Raw genomic sequence first — 15,005 nt, 5'->3', positions numbered from 1 at the left:
TCTTTGATGGTCTCTGTAAACCATAGCATTAGCACTAAAAGGAGCCCTCCGGCCACTCACATTGTGCAGTGCGCATTGCACATATCTAGAACGCCAAGTCGGTGTTTACCAAGGCTTGAAAAAGTGCTATACGTTTTGTCTCCTGCATGAACTTTTGCGATGGCCGTAGAAATTTCGAAATTGAGAGAGCTGCTGGGCAGCGCATTTCCTGGTGGTGTTGTGGATGTAGCCAGACTTGCTGATGACGATGATCACTATGCAATCAGGATTGTTTCAGCTAGGTTCTGCGGGAAATCAAAAATTGAACAGCATAGAATGGTGTACGATGCGCTGTCCGGGGTGATAGTGCATGCACTCCAAATTCAAACAAGCGTGGGGGAGCGTGATGGGTAGTGATGTTGCTCAGAGAATAAAACAGGACATAGAGAACAACGATGTTGTGTTGTATATGAAAGGCACTGCTGATGCTCCACAGTGCGGGTTTTCAAGTGTTGTCGTTGCCGCTTTGAGGAATATTAATGTACATTTTAAGGACGTTGACGTCCTGCGGTGTCCAGAGCTACGCGAAGGGATAAAAAAGTTTTCCGATTGGCCAACAATTCCACAGCTATATATAAAGGGAGAGTTCATCGGTGGCTGTGACATAGTTAGAGAGATGTACAATAGCGGCGAGTTAAAAGCACTGCTGCAGGAAAAAGGCATAATAGCTGGATAGAGTCGCATGCCCAGCAGAGAAAGACAGCGGTTACGGGAGCTAAATGCTCAAATAAAACACCATGATAGGCTTTATCATGGTCAAGATTCTCCTGAAATCTCAGACGCCCAGTATGATGCACTGGTGCAAGAGAAACGCGTGCTGCTTGAGGAATTTCCTGAGCTGAGCTCCTTTGATGACTACACAGGAGTTGTCGGCTCACAATACATAGAGTCGCGGCTGCCCAAAATTACACATCGTGAGCCCATGCTGTCGCTAGAGAACTCTTTTACGCAACAGGATGTGGAAAAGTTCATTGCTAGAGTACGCAAGCGCTTGGACCTGGCGGATCAGCACCCACTAACCTTGGCATGCGAACCTAAAATAGATGGGATGTCGTTTTCGGCACTTTACGAGCATGACAAACTGAAAATAGTCGCAACCCGTGGTAATGGCATTTTGGGAGAAGACATAACTGCTGCAGCCAAAATGCTGCGTGGTCTGCCACATGAAATATCGACGTCCGCCCCTGCCACTGAGGTTCGCGGTGAAATATATATGCACCACGATGACTTTGCAAAACTGAAGGGTGAATGTAATTTTGCCAACCCGCGCAACGCTGCGGCGGGATCGATACGACAACTAAACCCCGCCATAGTCGCAGAAAGGAACCTGCGTTATATAGCATATTCCATAGCAGGCAGCACACTACTCACGCAGCAGGAAGTTATATCACAACTGCAAGCTTGGGGCTTTCATACCCACTCTGACATACTTTTCACCGACTCAATAGAGCAAGCATTCGAATTTCATACCAAAATGTACAATAACCGCAGCACTCTTGGGTACGATATAGATGGTATAGTCTATAAAATAAATGACATAAAACTCCAGAAGTTGCTTGGGGCTACCGGCAAGTTTCCACGGTGGGCTACCGCGTATAAGTTTCCATCAACTGAAGCCGTGACTAGATTGCTCGATATTACCGTACAAGTTGGCAGAACTGGAGTGGTCACTCCGGTGGCAGAGTTAGAACCGATCAACATAGGCGGAACCGTGGTTTCAAGAGCTAGTCTTCATAATTTAGATGAGATAGAACGCAAGGATATTCGTGTAGGAGACCACGTTATAGTAAAAAGAGCCGGGGAGGTTATACCGCAGATCGTCGGAGTAGACAGTGCTGCTAGAGGCAATGTTGTTCACAAAGAGTTCGTGTTTCCCGCAAATTGCCCATCCTGTGGCAGCGGATTGGTAAGAGAGCCTGGAGAAGTAGCAATGCGCTGTCTGGCAGAGCTATCCTGCAATGCACAGCTACTGGAACGGGTGAGACATTTTGTCTCTCGGGACGGACTAAACATAGTTGGGCTTGGAAAAAAACAAGTGGAGTTCTTTTGTAACGCGTCATACATCAAAAATGTTGCTGATATATTCGTTTTGGAAGACAAGATAAGAGGCGCCAACCTAGCTGCTGAGCATGGCTGGGGAGAGAAGTCCATATCCAACCTCCTAGATTCCATTAGGCAAGGATCCACCGTAAAGCTCGGCAACTTTATCTATGCTTTGGGCATACGATATATAGGCCAAGGGGCGGCCAAAATTTTAGCAGAACACTACAAGTCTTGCGATAACTGGGTAAATGCTATGATGCTCTTATCCACCACAGGACAGATGGACGATATTACCGGAATAGGGGAAAAAAGCGTCGAGTCACTACGCGTGTTTTTCTCAACGACTACAAACATCGAAGTGATAAAAGCTCTGCTCGAACGACTTAATATCCTGGATAACGAAAGTAACACGGCCATAGAGTCTGCGATTACTGGCAAGACCATAGTATTTACTGGAACTCTAGAAAGCATGAACAGGTCAGAAGCTGCGGCGCTCGCGGCCAAACTGGGGGCAAAGGTTGGCAATGCTGTATCATCAAATACCGATCTACTAGTAGCCGGAGCTAACGCGGGTAGTAAACTGGCAGCTGCAGAAAAACTGGGAATAGAATCCATTGATGAAGCTGCGTGGTTGGAGTTGCTCCGCACCCATGACATTACAATAGAACTTGGAGCTTGAATCCCCAACTAAGACAGGAATATCGCAACAGCTGCGTTGCTCAATCTCCTAAAAGAAAGCACCACCTCTTCATGACAAACACCTATGTTATTGCAATGAGATATCAACCATTAGCTGAAAAATACGTGAAACATCACGCAGTATTACAGCACTAACCATGGACACAAGACAGCAGCTGGCCCGCTACGCAACAATAAATTGTTACCACGCTTAAACACATTCCTGGCAACGCTTAGAACCGGGAATTTCCACATTGACTTAGCTTCATGTTACAGTTACCTCCAATGGTCACAGGCTACATCTGCCTATGACTTCCAAACTTGCCGGTACGTGTTTCAGGTGTTGCAGGACAAAAAAGAGAGAAAAAAAACGCTACATATTTATAGATTCTGGGCAAATATGTGATGAACGTGGGCTGGCACGAGAAAAACTCTTCTTATCACGAGGCTCACCGTTTTTAGTGCGCTTCTACAGAAAGCATCTCCTATTTTCCTGAATTCCTCTTATAACGCAACACGCATGACTGTCCTAATTCAGCGCAAAAACACGACACAACACCCTGCGGGAGCCAACATTGCTAACAGCTCTTTTAAGTCGCGGTAGCGCCCCATGGCCATAAGCTACGGCAGACATAAATTAGGGTCCTATTGTAGACACATCCAAATGCATATCTCCTTTCATTGAAAAGACCAGCTTAGTACGGCCTTCAATAAAATCTGCAACTTTATGTCCAAAAAATTCGTATCGCCAACCCTGCATAATATCGCTCGGCAGGAGGCTTATGGCACGCACTAGATCTCTCTTTGAAGCCACTAACTTTTGCGATATGCCATTCTCAAGGCAACCGCTGTGTAACAGTATGGAGAGTAGGTTCAAAACATTTCGGTCGTTGCCATCTTTGCCATATAGTTCGGGCTTGTTATTCATGTTACCGTCTATTATTTCAGAAAGGCTGATTTGTATTTGCCGCAAATACGTCTCCCGCACATGCCTTTTTAGCGCATCCTCGCTGCCACACTCAAGGAAGTCTTTAGTTAATTCCAGGACTCCCTTAGAGCTCAAAACAACATTTCTATTCACATTTAAAGCACGTGCTACGTTTTCCCGCCATTCGACTACTGCCCTTGCCACTACCGCCTCTTGCTCCGTCAAGTCGGAGAAAAAATCCATCCCTTCAAGGAGGTTTGCATAATTATCCACCAAGCCACATTCCACAATTTCCATCTCTTGTAAAAACCAAGATAATCGCCCCTTTTCTGACAATATATCACGCAAGATGCCATAAAGCTTGTGCAGGTATATAACATCGTCAATTGCATACCTAACTTTGCTCTCTGAAAGCGGTCTCTTGGACCAATCAACTCGCTTGAAGGAAAGCTTGTTTAACCTTATGGAAAAAAACTGCTCCACTAGACGCGAGTAGCCAACAGAATTGTCATAATACTCGCAGAACATGGCTGCTATTTGCGTATCAAAAATAGGCTTTGGCAACTCCGGAAATATCACAGAGATCGCGTCAAGATCCTGACGGCAGTCGTGAAAAACCTTAAAGATATGCGGATTACTGAAAACCGTCTGTAGCGGAGCAAGGTCTATGCCTTCTTCTAATACATCAACGACACAATGAACGTCACCATAGGCTATCTGCAATAGACATAACTTAGGATAGTACTCGTTATAGCTCCTTGAGAACTCAGTATCTATTGCGACGCTTTCAGGACTATCTTGTAGCACCCTGGCACAAAACTCAGATAACTTACCAGTGGAACGTATCAACACATTCGCGCTCACTTTGAAAAAGTAACTAAGACGGATCCACCCTCTCCTGAATTCCGAAAGCTTATAGTGGCACCGTGCTCTTCCAAAATCTCCTTCACTATCGCTAACCCCAACCCAGTACCGTGCTCCCTTGTGGTAACATACGGCTCCGTGAGCTTGCCGACGAGGCTCTCTGAAAAACCCACTCCATTATCCCTCACATCAACTGTAACACCGCCCGTCTCTCGCGCTGTTACTACTACTTTTATATATCCACTCCCAGCATTTTGACTGGCGTCAATGGATTCACACGCATTCTTAAACACATTCACGAAAACCTGCAAAATCCTCTCACGATCCCCCCAAACCATCACATCTTCTTCGGGCAAACTCAGATCATAGCGGACCGTATTCCTGCCAAATTGTCCCAATAAGCTCACGCTCCTTATAATAGCAGAAATGTTACATTCTTTAAAGGTGGGACGCGGCATTCTCGCAAACGACACAAATTCATCTATTATGCTGCTAATGCAGGACACTTGTTTCATTATGGTGTCAGCATACCTGAGAAAGGTTTCCCTATCGGTCACAATTTGGTCTGCGTACTTTTTACTTATCCTTTCAGCAGCAAGATATATTGGAGTCATGGGATTCTTTATCTCGTGGGCTATCTTACGTGCTATATCGGACCACGCAGCTTTTCTCTGAGCCTCCACCAGTTGAGAAACGTCATCAAAAGTTATTATAAATCCCCGATCAGCAGCCAAACATTCAACGTTTACGGATAAAGTCAAAGATCGCTGCCCTCGCGTAATGATGACGTCTCCACTACTTCGAGTACTCATTATAAGTCCCGTCACTTCGGGAAACACCTCTCCCAACGGCCTATCAGCCTCCTTACAATCTAGCAACTCCATTGCCCTATTGTTCATCAAGGTCACAAACTGCGCTGAATCAAGAGCAATCACCCCAGAGGAAACTCCCGACAACACCCGTTCAACAAAACTCTTCCTCACATTTATCTCACTATAAGCATCTGTGAGCTGCTGCCTTTGCTTACGTAGCTTCACAACCATCTGGTTGAATGCATGCACTACAGTAGAAATTTCTTCACCTATGCGAACTTTTTTGCATTCGATTTCACAATCAAAATCACCCTCTTGCACTCGCTTAGTAGCAGAAAAGATCTCTGACAGGCTGTCCAAAATGCCTTCCGCAAACCCCACACCAAGCCACACTGAAACAAAAAGGATCACCAAAAACAGAAAAAGAAATGCTAAGGAAAGCTGTAGTTGCAACACCACCAGATGGTGTTTTATATCTCTAAGATAATCAGGAATTTTCCCATTATATGAAGATTCACCTACAGGAACTTGATCCACAAAGCGCACGGCAAGTAAGTAAGTTTGCGCTTCGTCATCCAAAAGTTGCGCTATGTGTACAGCCGTTTCACCAACGGAAACCACAGGGCTCTTGGCCTCATGAAGGTCCATTTGTTCGATCAGAATTTGGGCTGTGTTCTCGTCATCGCCGCTATCTGCAATAATCTCATCGTTTCTGACAAGTAATATTCTAGAAAAATCAAAGATCTCTGCACTACGGATTATATCCTTCGCATGGAGATTACCTTTTGAAGTTTTGAGATACTTAAAAAGATGAGCAAAATCAGACTTCAAAACCACGTCGTTGTAAATCCTATCCTGCCCTAAGATCCTTGCGGTACATTTGGTAAAAGCTGGCAGGATACTTTCTTTGTACCACTCCTTCACTCCATAATCAAAAAACATGTAGGAGAATCCCGACACTATAGCAGCAGGGATTATCCCCACAGAGGTGAATATCAACACTGCTCTCGCCTGAAGTCTAAAGCCCAGCTCCTTACGCCGACATCGCACCCAGATGTATACCACCCAGTAGGACAAAACCGATACAAAAAGGAAAAAAAGAAGCAACCCGCCCATCAACCACAGAGAAATGTCCCAAGGGGCTGCATGGTGACCAGCATCTAAGATATCTGATAAAAGGAAAAAAAGAAACAGGTTGAGGGACGCCAACAAAACAGAAAAAAAACCACTCGCTAGAGCGCTCTCGAAAGCACCCGAGAACAGGCGTCTCCCCTCCTTAGAAAAACCTCGTCGCACTCATACCTCGACCAGGTCGAACCTACTACTCCGAAATAACCTCTAGGTTAACCGCAGAGACCTTCCCGTTATTCTCATCCAACTGATACCTAACCTTCTGGCCTTCCCTGAGATTATCTATTCTACTCCTCTGCAGTGATGTAATATGCACAAAGACATCCTTCTCACCCTGTCCTAATCCAGAACCGCCCGACTTACCACCTTCTGAGCTGTCCTTACAAATGAACCCATAGCCCTTCTCTACGCTAAACCACTTAACATGACCGGTATAGAACGCCTTCCCATCTACTAACTGAGACATTAAAAAACCTTAAATATTCAGACAAAAAACCGCATCACACACTCAGGCACACACGCGCCTGAGTTGTACCATGCACGGCGCTCCGAGACTATATTTTAATGTTTGGCATTGCAAGAGAAATATTATTGCTATGCATATTTTACCTAGCAGATAACGTGGTCAAAACGCGTTAAAAGTGCATGACTCAGGCTACATACATCAGGAGTTTTCAAAGACGCAGACCCTGCACCTTTGCCCGCAAACTCTCTGAAAATCTCTGCGATATAAAAACAAGTACTACTTGCCTGCATGCTCTGCAGGAACTCTGTATCCTCTACTGCATGCTTTAAACCTATAACACTACCAGCCATCCAATATGTATAGATCGTGATTTCACAGTTACCAGACCGAAGGCGGTAGTGACAGTTGACTGTGCGGCAAACCATAAGGAAAGCGGGGGTGCGCATGCCCGTGAGGATTTTCCGGAACGGGACGATGAGAACTGGATGAAACATACTATGGCGCGGTACGATGGCGGCTACCAAGTATTCTTATCTTGCAACAACATCCACGATAATACTGCGTGACACGCTAGTATATTAAGCCTAAGTACCAGCCACTAAATTTAAACGCACCCTGTGCTGGTTACCCTCGCGTGTACTTGCCCCGATCCCTAGCCAAGAGTTTTTACTTGCACGTAAACGGGATAAACGTTAGAGTTCACCACGGGTTTGTTCCTTGATTCTACGTGGTTCCCTATGTCAGTATTACCTGATCACTGGATAAAGAAGAAGGCTACAGAGCAAGGAATGATATCTCCCTTTGTGGATCACAAAGAGGGCGCCGGCGTGTTGTCGTACGGGCTGTCTTCCTATGGGTACGATGCTAGGTTGGACAGTAAGTTCAAGATCTTTTCCAATACCCATTCTGTGATTGTGGATCCCAAAAACTTTTCACACGACAGTTTCATCGACATAGAGGGTGACTTTTGTGTGATCCCTCCGAATTGCTTTATGCTGGCGAAAACCGTGGAATGCTTCAGGATTCCCAGGGATGTGATGGTGATTTGTGTGGGCAAGTCAACTTATGCGCGCTGTGGAATAGTGATAAACGTCACACCATTGGAACCAGGGTGGGAAGGTCATGTGACCCTAGAGTTCTCAAATACGTCACCTCTTCCTGTTAAGGTGTATTCCTACGAGGGTGCCTGCCAGTTCATATTTCTTGAAGGCAAAGAGCGCTGTAGTATCGCATACGATGAAATAGACGGGAAATACATGGGGCAAAGCGAAGTAACTTTGCCTATAGTAGGCTAGTAACCGTCGGCCTGCGTGTGGGATCACTCCCTTTCATCCATCGTTTGTAGTGGCCGCTCGCACTATCCGTGCTGGGCAGTTTCCGGCGTTTCCTTTCATAACAATATGCTCCTGCAGCTGCTTTATCGTGGACGTTGTCACGCAAGGCGGAGTCCTTTCCTGTTAGCTCCGCATAGATCTTGGCGCATCTATAGCATATCAAGTCCCATATCATGGTGCCAACTGCGCTGAACACATATGACAAGTAAGTAGAGCTTTATTCACAGGCGCGACCGATGCACAAATCCAAAACTACCACCTTGGGCATGCTTAGCACTTTCATGATGAACATGCATAAAATTTTGTTGGCCCTCGATCTTCACCCGACTATCATGGGCACGTGCCAGTATTTTACTGGGCAGGTCACCAGCTGGTACCTCACATGGGCGCGGACCGCAATGAAGATATATGACACCTGTGCACATGGTGCCGGCTGAGTGTGGTTAAATGAGTTTCACAGGTATAGCATGATTGAGTGCTCTAACGTATCGTGTATCCGCGGTAATAGGGTTGTGTTTCAAAATCTGAGCTTTAGCGCTGACAGCGGCGTTGTTACCATTATCGCTGGGAAAAATGGCTGTGGAAAGTCCACATTGCTGAGGGCCATAGTTGGGCTAGTACCAGTGGCATTTGGCTGCATTCGCCTAAATGGAGAAGCAATCTCGACTTCCAGTTCCAATATCTCAGATATAACTTATATTGGACACACTAACGCCTGCATTGACCATTTAACCACTTTAAATATGCTGGAAATGTGGGCTACAATGCGGAATAACGTTGAGCTTATTCCTGCTGCAGTGAGTTTTTTCTCATTACATCAGGTTCTGGACACAAAATATAAGAATCTCTCCTCGGGATGGAAACGCAAGGTAGCACTCTCTAGGCTACTGGTGTTCAACACAGACATATGGGTGATAGACGAACCCTTTGCGAACTTGGATACACAAACTGCATTGTTGGTGCACAACTTGATATCCACAAGGGCCGAGCGCAGAGGCATAGTTTTGCTATCCCATCACGGGAGCGAGCTATCACTTGAGAATGCCAATACCATAGATCTTGAAGCCTATAGTCCGCATTGTTAGGCAGTCCGACTTCGTTCAAAGACCAAACGTGAGATGTAGACTTCTATTGCTAATACCACGAAACCAAATACCTGGTGCATGGAAGCAAGGTGTACCTGAACAGAGTGAACCAGCGTTGCTACCCCAAGCAGAAATTGTACCAACATACAAGCACTTAGCCAGACGGCGGCTTTATGGCGTAAAAACAACGGCATCACAAGCGCAAGAAAAAGAACCACTGTTCCTAAAAGTCTATGCAGAAACTGGACTACCATTACATCACCTAGCATATTGGCATTTATTAGCTGCCCAGAAAGGATCTGCTGCGGAATAACGGCGCCATCCATTAGGGGAAAAGTATTGTAAATTAGACCAGCATCTAAGCCAGCTACCAACGCACCAAACACCATTTGAGTGCAAGTGAGAACAACTGTCAGACCAATCGCAACGCGTCCTGTGGTAGCCACATTTTTTATGATACCAACTCCCATGCTCTCCAGGAAGCTGTACCACAACAACGAGAAAATAAGAATCGTGAGGAAAAGATGCGCTGCCAAACGATAATGGCTAACATGTGGTACATCGACGAGACCACTCTTCACCATGAGCCAACCAACAACTCCCTGTAATGCCCCTAGAATCGCTATAATGCCCAGTCTTATCGCAAGCCGTTTATTGATTTGTCTGCGCAGACCCCAGTACGCCAGCGGAATAAAAAACACCATACCCAGCGCCCTTCCTAGCAATCTGTGTAGGTATTCTACCATGTATATACGCTTAAAATCACTGAGGGAAATGCCTTGGTTAACGTAAAGATATTCGGGTGTCTTCTGGTACTTTTCTTTTTCCCTAGCCCAAGCTTCATCCCCAATAGGGGGAATCACCCCTGTAATAGGCTTCCACTCCGTAATCGACAGCCCTGCATCTTTAAGCCTAGTCATACCTCCCACCAATACCATAAGCATCACCATGCCACAGCAAACTCCTAACCAGATTGCACTTTGTAGCGAACTCATGACAATAATTCCTGATGGACAACTATAGTAAGCAGTACAACTTCAAACTCCGGTTCCTGTACTCACGGAGTATCGCCCATGTTAACACGAAGAAATAGATCGGGGCAATGAGCATCTCCTCGCATTACGCTCCTGTGTACACATTCACAAACTTAGCTTGTGTCACTGCTGCTTTTAGCACGCTAACCAACACAAAAACTTTCCCTGTGTTTTTGGCACACCTACCCAAAACATTTTCTAGACATTAACAGTAAATGCCACTCATTGACAACGCTCCTCAACAAAGTTTTGCGATTTCTTAAAGAAAAAGCCCCAACTAATCCGCTTTAGAGCATAACACACTGAGATTACAAGCCGCCTACACTGGGGATTTGACCAACTGGGACCTTGACTGCCAATGGGTATTATGTTAGTCGTGGTCACATTGGACGGGGAGCGACAACATGGGATCTTTAGGACGGATTTTTTGCCTGTTAAGCCTTGTAGTATTGGTGGCAAGTTTTCCTCTGATAAGTAAATGGGCCTCTGGTGTCAAAAGCCAAAATCGCCAGGAGATAGAGGCTATAATTGAGGAATACGTATACAAAAATCCCCACAAAGTAATAACAGCCATAAGTAAGGGGCAAGTTGCGTTAAATAGGTCAGAAATGAAGAAGAAAGTTCTGGAAAATAAGGACCTGATCGATGACCTTTCTTACCCAACATTCGGCAACAAAAAAAGTGACGTGTTCCTCGTGCAGTTCTTTGACTATTCGTGCGGCTATTGCAGATCCATGCTACCAAATATCAAGGAACTACTTGCCGATGGGAAAGTTGGCATAGTGTTTCGGGACCTACCGTTACTAGGGGATGCATCTACCCTTGCTGCGCGTTCAGCATTAGCTGTGTATTTTGTAAATCCTGAGAAATACATCGACTTTTATTTCGCTGCCCTTGCACACAACGGAAAGTTCTGGGAGGCTGAGATGCCGGACTTGGTAGAATCCGTGGGGATCTCTAGGGAGGACTATCTAAAGTCACTAGCACAAAATAAGGAGAAAATAGAGAGCATGCTGGAATCGACTAAGCTTCTCGCCGATAACCTTAACATAAGGGGAACCCCAGCCGTTATAGTGGGTGATTCCGTATTGGTAGGGGCTAGCGACCTACCAACATTACGCGATCTTATCCAGGCAGCCAAGGATGCTAAGATAGCGAAATCTATAAAAGCAACAAAGGTTTTCTCGTAACGTCACTGCGGAAGAAAATCCAGCCATGGCTGAGCCTTGGAGTGTGAGGCAGAGTGACGTATCCTGAGCTGCATACTCGAAGCTATGTGGTGAACAGGTCACGTACAGGTCCCTGAAGCTCATAGTGATTGCTGCAGCGTTACGGTAGAAACCAAGCCAAAACACAGCGCCGCACAAAAGTATCTGGAACAGACCCTATCTACCCTGGGCTTTCACATTAGTTGGAAACCTGGAAGCACGCTTACGTACCAGGAGGAGCACGACAATGCGCTGTAGAGGCTGCACGAGAAAGTTTCTTGCGTGCAGCCACTCTTCTAGTTGTCTAGCACTAGATACTCTAGCACACTCTTCTCCACAATCTGGCACGATAGCAGAAAGTATCTCCGGCAACCATGTGCAGCACTGGTTATCAGCATATAAGCAACACAAACCTGTTACCAAATAGAAGCGCAAGATGCACATCATGACGTGAGGTGTCAACTCCTCTAGCTGTCGAAACCTAGGATGCTAGCGCACTACTCTTTTCTTTTGCGCAGTCCGGTCGACAGCAGAAGGTATCTCTGGAAACTACAACACATCCCTAGTTCCACCATAAACAATACAAAACTTGCTGCACACGGCACGTAGGATGTGCCAGAATTACTTGAGAAAACGTTCGCTTGCGTACCTGCATTTGCCAAAGAAACCAATATTTCGCGACGCTAACAGCTGTTAGCCACAATCCCGATATGCCTCAACGTAATGCTATAAATCTAGCTGCTTCCAGCATTACAACACAAAATTTTGACGAACTCTTAAAGCCCTGTACAGCCACCACTCAGTCCTTAGCAGGCCAGTAAGCGCTCTTAGTATCCAAGATATTACACAAATTGTCCTATCTGCTTGAAGCATATCAGCAGTCATCGCCAATATATTTCTCATCTCTCCCCCACAAACAAGGTAGAAAGTAATCCTAAAAAACTTTGTGGAAAACACAAACCCTCTGCAGCCGCCGACTCCAGCGAACCAGTGCCCATAAAACAAGGCGCTAACCAAGCCCCATGCGGCGTGCCTAAACCGTGTTAAAGAGCATTTTCGCTTCTTCCTCGTAAGGAGTTCGTCATGGACGAGCAAGAAATAGTGATAGTGAGCAACATCATAAAGGATGTAGCTCTGAAGTTTCACGGCATCCAGTACAGGGTAGGAGCTATGATTGAGTTGCCAAGAGCGGCATTATTAGCTGATAGGTTAGCTAAACATGTTGATTTCTTCAGCTTTGGCACCAACGATCTTACTCAGACTACCATGGGTATTTCTCGTGATGATTCGTCAAAATTCACTGAGCACTACATAGATTCCGGGGTGTTTTCATCAGATCCCTTTGAGGCTTTGGATATCGACGGCGCAGGCAGACTCATCACTATCGCTGTGGACTTAGTTCGCAAATCTGGTAGAAACATCAAAATAGGTCTTTGTGGCGAACATGGTAATACTCCTCAAGCTATGAAACTTTGCTCTGAACTTGGGATAACAGATTACTACAGATCATGATAACATACCGTGGCAGCCATATCTCGGCGCTTATTCAACTATTGCGTGTTACACTAAACCTGAGAGTTATAATCAAGAAACTTCCCCAATAGCTCATTTGCATCTATACAACAACCGACACATGCACTGTAAAAATACAAAAATATTCCGCGGCGCACTGCCATAGCTGAGGGTGTACAGCACCTACGCCGTAGAACGTTCGCTCCTGCATCTTGCTTTGCCTTGCAATAAAACAAAATACACAAGTATTACCAACGTCTGCAGGACATATAAGCAAATAAGATGCTTGCGCTTTGGGATTATTCACTCCCGGACTGTCAGAAGAAACGAGCAATTTTCCTTAGGCACTTGCAGTTGCTCAATGGACATCCGCATCGAGAAAGAGCACGTCGAAACCATGCTGATCTTGCTGCATTAACACTTCCAGCATCTTACAGAACTCAATGCATAAAAAACGGCACATACTGTGTCTTTTAGCTTGCTATACAAGCTCCCGACACATAACGAAAATCTCACAAACTTCTGATAGCGCTCAATTAAAATTGATTGATCTCAGAACACATCAAAATTTACGGTCATGCCCAGATCATTTGCCACACTCAGCAGGTATCTTACCAAGTTCTCCATGCTCACTTCTTCCTGCTTTCCCGTAGCCATGTGCTTGCATGACACCGCAGCACGACTTAATTCCTCCTCACCAAAAATCAGTGCAACATCCGCAGCAAGTTTGTTCGCATTCTTCAACCCTGACTTCAACTTCACTATTGCGTAATCACAAGCTACCTTTATTCCCGCCATCCTAAGTTTGTGCGCCACAAGTAATACTAGGCCAGTAGCCTCTTCACATATGGGCAAAATCGCAACACAGAATCTATGTTCCTTAGAGTAGTCAAACAACGCTGCCAACCTCTCAACCCCACCAGCAAAACCCACTGCAGGCGTAAAAGGACCACCCATCATCGAAATAAGACCATCGTAACGCCCCCCAGCTATCACTGCATCCTGGGTGCCTAAACATGTAGTTTTAAACTCAAAGACCAGCCCACCGTAGTAATCCAGCCCCCGCACCAACCTGGGATTAACAACATACTGCACTTCCAGCTTGTCAAGATTTGCTTTTACGTCATCAAAAGCTTGTTTCGCGTTCACATCATAAAAATCTGTGACCACAGGCGCAGCACTCACTATGGGGATGTCCTTGTCATTCTTCGAATCCAAAATTCGCAAGGGATTAGTGCTTAACCTCCTCTGGCTCTCCTCAGACAAGCTTTGATGGTGCTTTTTCAGATAATCCTGTAGTTTCTCCTTATATGCTGCCATACTTGCCGGGTCCCCCAGAGAATTTATCTCCAGCACTACCTTACCCCCGAGATCAAGTGCTCCTAAAATACTCCAAGCCAGCAAGATCATTTCAGTGTCTGCAGCACTTCCCGCTACACCAATCTGCTCAAAATTTATTTGATGGAACTGGCGCTGACGGCATTTTTGCGGCCTCTCATAGCGAAACACCGGCCCTTCAGTGAATAGTTTAGCCGGCAATTGTAAGTTTTCACAGATAAATAATCTGGCTATCGCAGCAGTGAACTCCGGACGCAGAACCAAGTTATCTCCGCCACGATCCGGAAAAAGATACATCTCTTTGCCCACAATATCGGTAGCGTCACCCAAAGTTTTGCTAAAAACCTCCTGGTGCTCCATGATCGGGGTCTGTATCGGCAAAAACCCGTATCTTTCCGCGATCTCGCTGGCGACGTTACGAATATGCTCATACTTGCGACACTCCCCCCAGAGCAAATCTCTGGTACCCCTGACGGGCTGCAATTTACCACTCATTATTCCTGCACCTAGAACTATGACCCCACGGCCCCATT

14 protein-coding genes and 1 pseudogene are annotated in these 15,005 nt (G+C 45.7%); 8 read left to right on the top strand and 7 right to left on the bottom strand.

Going from position 1 to position 15,005, the window contains the following annotated elements:
* The first annotated feature begins 159 nt into the window (after positions 1-159).
* The 3 genes from ANPL_RS00740 to ligA are packed head-to-tail and all read left to right on the top strand — an operon-like array spanning position 160 to position 2,761.
* On the top strand, positions 160-393 hold the full coding sequence (locus ANPL_RS00740; RefSeq protein WP_169192909.1) for a BolA family protein: 234 nt from the start codon (positions 160-162) through the stop codon (positions 391-393).
* Positions 386-715 carry a Grx4 family monothiol glutaredoxin gene (gene grxD / locus ANPL_RS00735; RefSeq protein ID WP_169192908.1) on the top strand — a complete coding sequence of 110 codons (330 nt, stop codon included), beginning with the start codon at positions 386-388 and terminating at the stop codon, positions 713-715. The genes ANPL_RS00740 and grxD overlap by 8 nt, the downstream gene beginning before the upstream one ends.
* 6 nt (positions 716-721) lie before the next feature.
* Positions 722-2,761, top strand: a complete 2,040-nt coding sequence (gene ligA / locus ANPL_RS00730; protein WP_169192907.1) for an NAD-dependent DNA ligase LigA — start codon at positions 722-724, stop codon at positions 2,759-2,761.
* A 636-nt stretch (positions 2,762-3,397) separates the two neighbouring features.
* Here the strand turns inward: ligA and ANPL_RS00725 are convergent.
* The 4 genes from ANPL_RS00725 to ANPL_RS00710 form a co-directional block, all read right to left on the bottom strand.
* Complete coding sequence (locus ANPL_RS00725; protein WP_236822850.1) at positions 3,398-4,540, bottom strand: ribonuclease D; 1,143 nt, start codon at positions 4,538-4,540, stop codon at positions 3,398-3,400.
* 8 nt (positions 4,541-4,548) lie between these two features.
* Entirely contained in the window at positions 4,549-6,660 is a 2,112-nt protein-coding gene (locus ANPL_RS00720; protein WP_236822849.1) for a sensor histidine kinase, read from the bottom strand.
* Between the two features lie 25 nt (positions 6,661-6,685).
* Positions 6,686-6,961, bottom strand: coding sequence for a cold-shock protein (locus ANPL_RS00715; RefSeq protein WP_169192905.1), 276 nt, complete (start codon positions 6,959-6,961; stop codon positions 6,686-6,688).
* Between the two features lie 143 nt (positions 6,962-7,104).
* The gene (locus ANPL_RS00710) at positions 7,105-7,311 is read right to left on the bottom strand and encodes a hypothetical protein (protein WP_169192904.1); all 207 of its coding nucleotides are present in this window, start codon (positions 7,309-7,311) and stop codon (positions 7,105-7,107) included.
* A gap of 36 nt (positions 7,312-7,347) precedes the next feature.
* On the opposite strand from ANPL_RS00710, the pseudogene ANPL_RS00705 reads away from it, so the two are divergent.
* The 3 genes and pseudogenes from ANPL_RS00705 to ccmA all read left to right on the top strand — a co-directional run.
* Positions 7,348-7,527 (top strand): annotated as a pseudogene (locus ANPL_RS00705) (hypothetical protein); the annotation flags it as partial.
* Between the two features lie 171 nt (positions 7,528-7,698).
* Positions 7,699-8,256, top strand: coding sequence for a dCTP deaminase (gene dcd, locus ANPL_RS00700; RefSeq protein WP_169192903.1), 558 nt, complete (start codon positions 7,699-7,701; stop codon positions 8,254-8,256).
* 506 nt (positions 8,257-8,762) lie between these two features.
* Positions 8,763-9,380 carry a heme ABC exporter ATP-binding protein CcmA gene (ccmA, locus tag ANPL_RS00695; protein ID WP_169192902.1) on the top strand — a complete coding sequence of 206 codons (618 nt, stop codon included), beginning with the start codon at positions 8,763-8,765 and terminating at the stop codon, positions 9,378-9,380.
* Here ccmA and ANPL_RS00690 read toward each other — a convergent pair.
* Positions 9,377-10,318: a COX15/CtaA family protein gene (locus ANPL_RS00690; protein WP_236822847.1), complete on the bottom strand. Its 942-nt coding sequence runs from the start codon at positions 10,316-10,318 to the stop codon at positions 9,377-9,379. The genes ccmA and ANPL_RS00690 overlap by 4 nt on opposite strands.
* 500 nt (positions 10,319-10,818) lie before the next feature.
* Between ANPL_RS00690 and ANPL_RS00685 the strand changes: the two genes are divergently transcribed.
* Positions 10,819-11,604 carry a DsbA family protein gene (locus ANPL_RS00685; protein WP_169192900.1) on the top strand — a complete coding sequence of 262 codons (786 nt, stop codon included), beginning with the start codon at positions 10,819-10,821 and terminating at the stop codon, positions 11,602-11,604.
* Between the two features lie 768 nt (positions 11,605-12,372).
* Here the strand turns inward: ANPL_RS00685 and ANPL_RS00680 are convergent.
* Positions 12,373-12,525, bottom strand: coding sequence for a hypothetical protein (locus tag ANPL_RS00680; protein ID WP_169192899.1), 153 nt, complete (start codon positions 12,523-12,525; stop codon positions 12,373-12,375).
* Between the two features lie 180 nt (positions 12,526-12,705).
* Between ANPL_RS00680 and ANPL_RS00675 the strand changes: the two genes are divergently transcribed.
* On the top strand, positions 12,706-13,134 hold the full coding sequence (locus ANPL_RS00675) for a putative PEP-binding protein (RefSeq protein ID WP_169192898.1): 429 nt from the start codon (positions 12,706-12,708) through the stop codon (positions 13,132-13,134).
* Between the two features lie 552 nt (positions 13,135-13,686).
* Here ANPL_RS00675 and hisS read toward each other — a convergent pair.
* A complete protein-coding gene (gene hisS / locus ANPL_RS00670) occupies positions 13,687-14,970 on the bottom strand; it encodes a histidine--tRNA ligase (RefSeq protein ID WP_174764272.1) in 1,284 nt (427 codons plus the stop codon).
* Positions 14,971-15,005 lie beyond the last annotated feature (35 nt).

Origin of the sequence: Anaplasma platys, assembly GCF_012790675.1 — a bacterium.
Taxonomy (GTDB): domain Bacteria; phylum Pseudomonadota; class Alphaproteobacteria; order Rickettsiales; family Anaplasmataceae; genus Anaplasma; species Anaplasma platys.
This window is presented reverse-complemented; position numbering and strand designations above follow the sequence as displayed.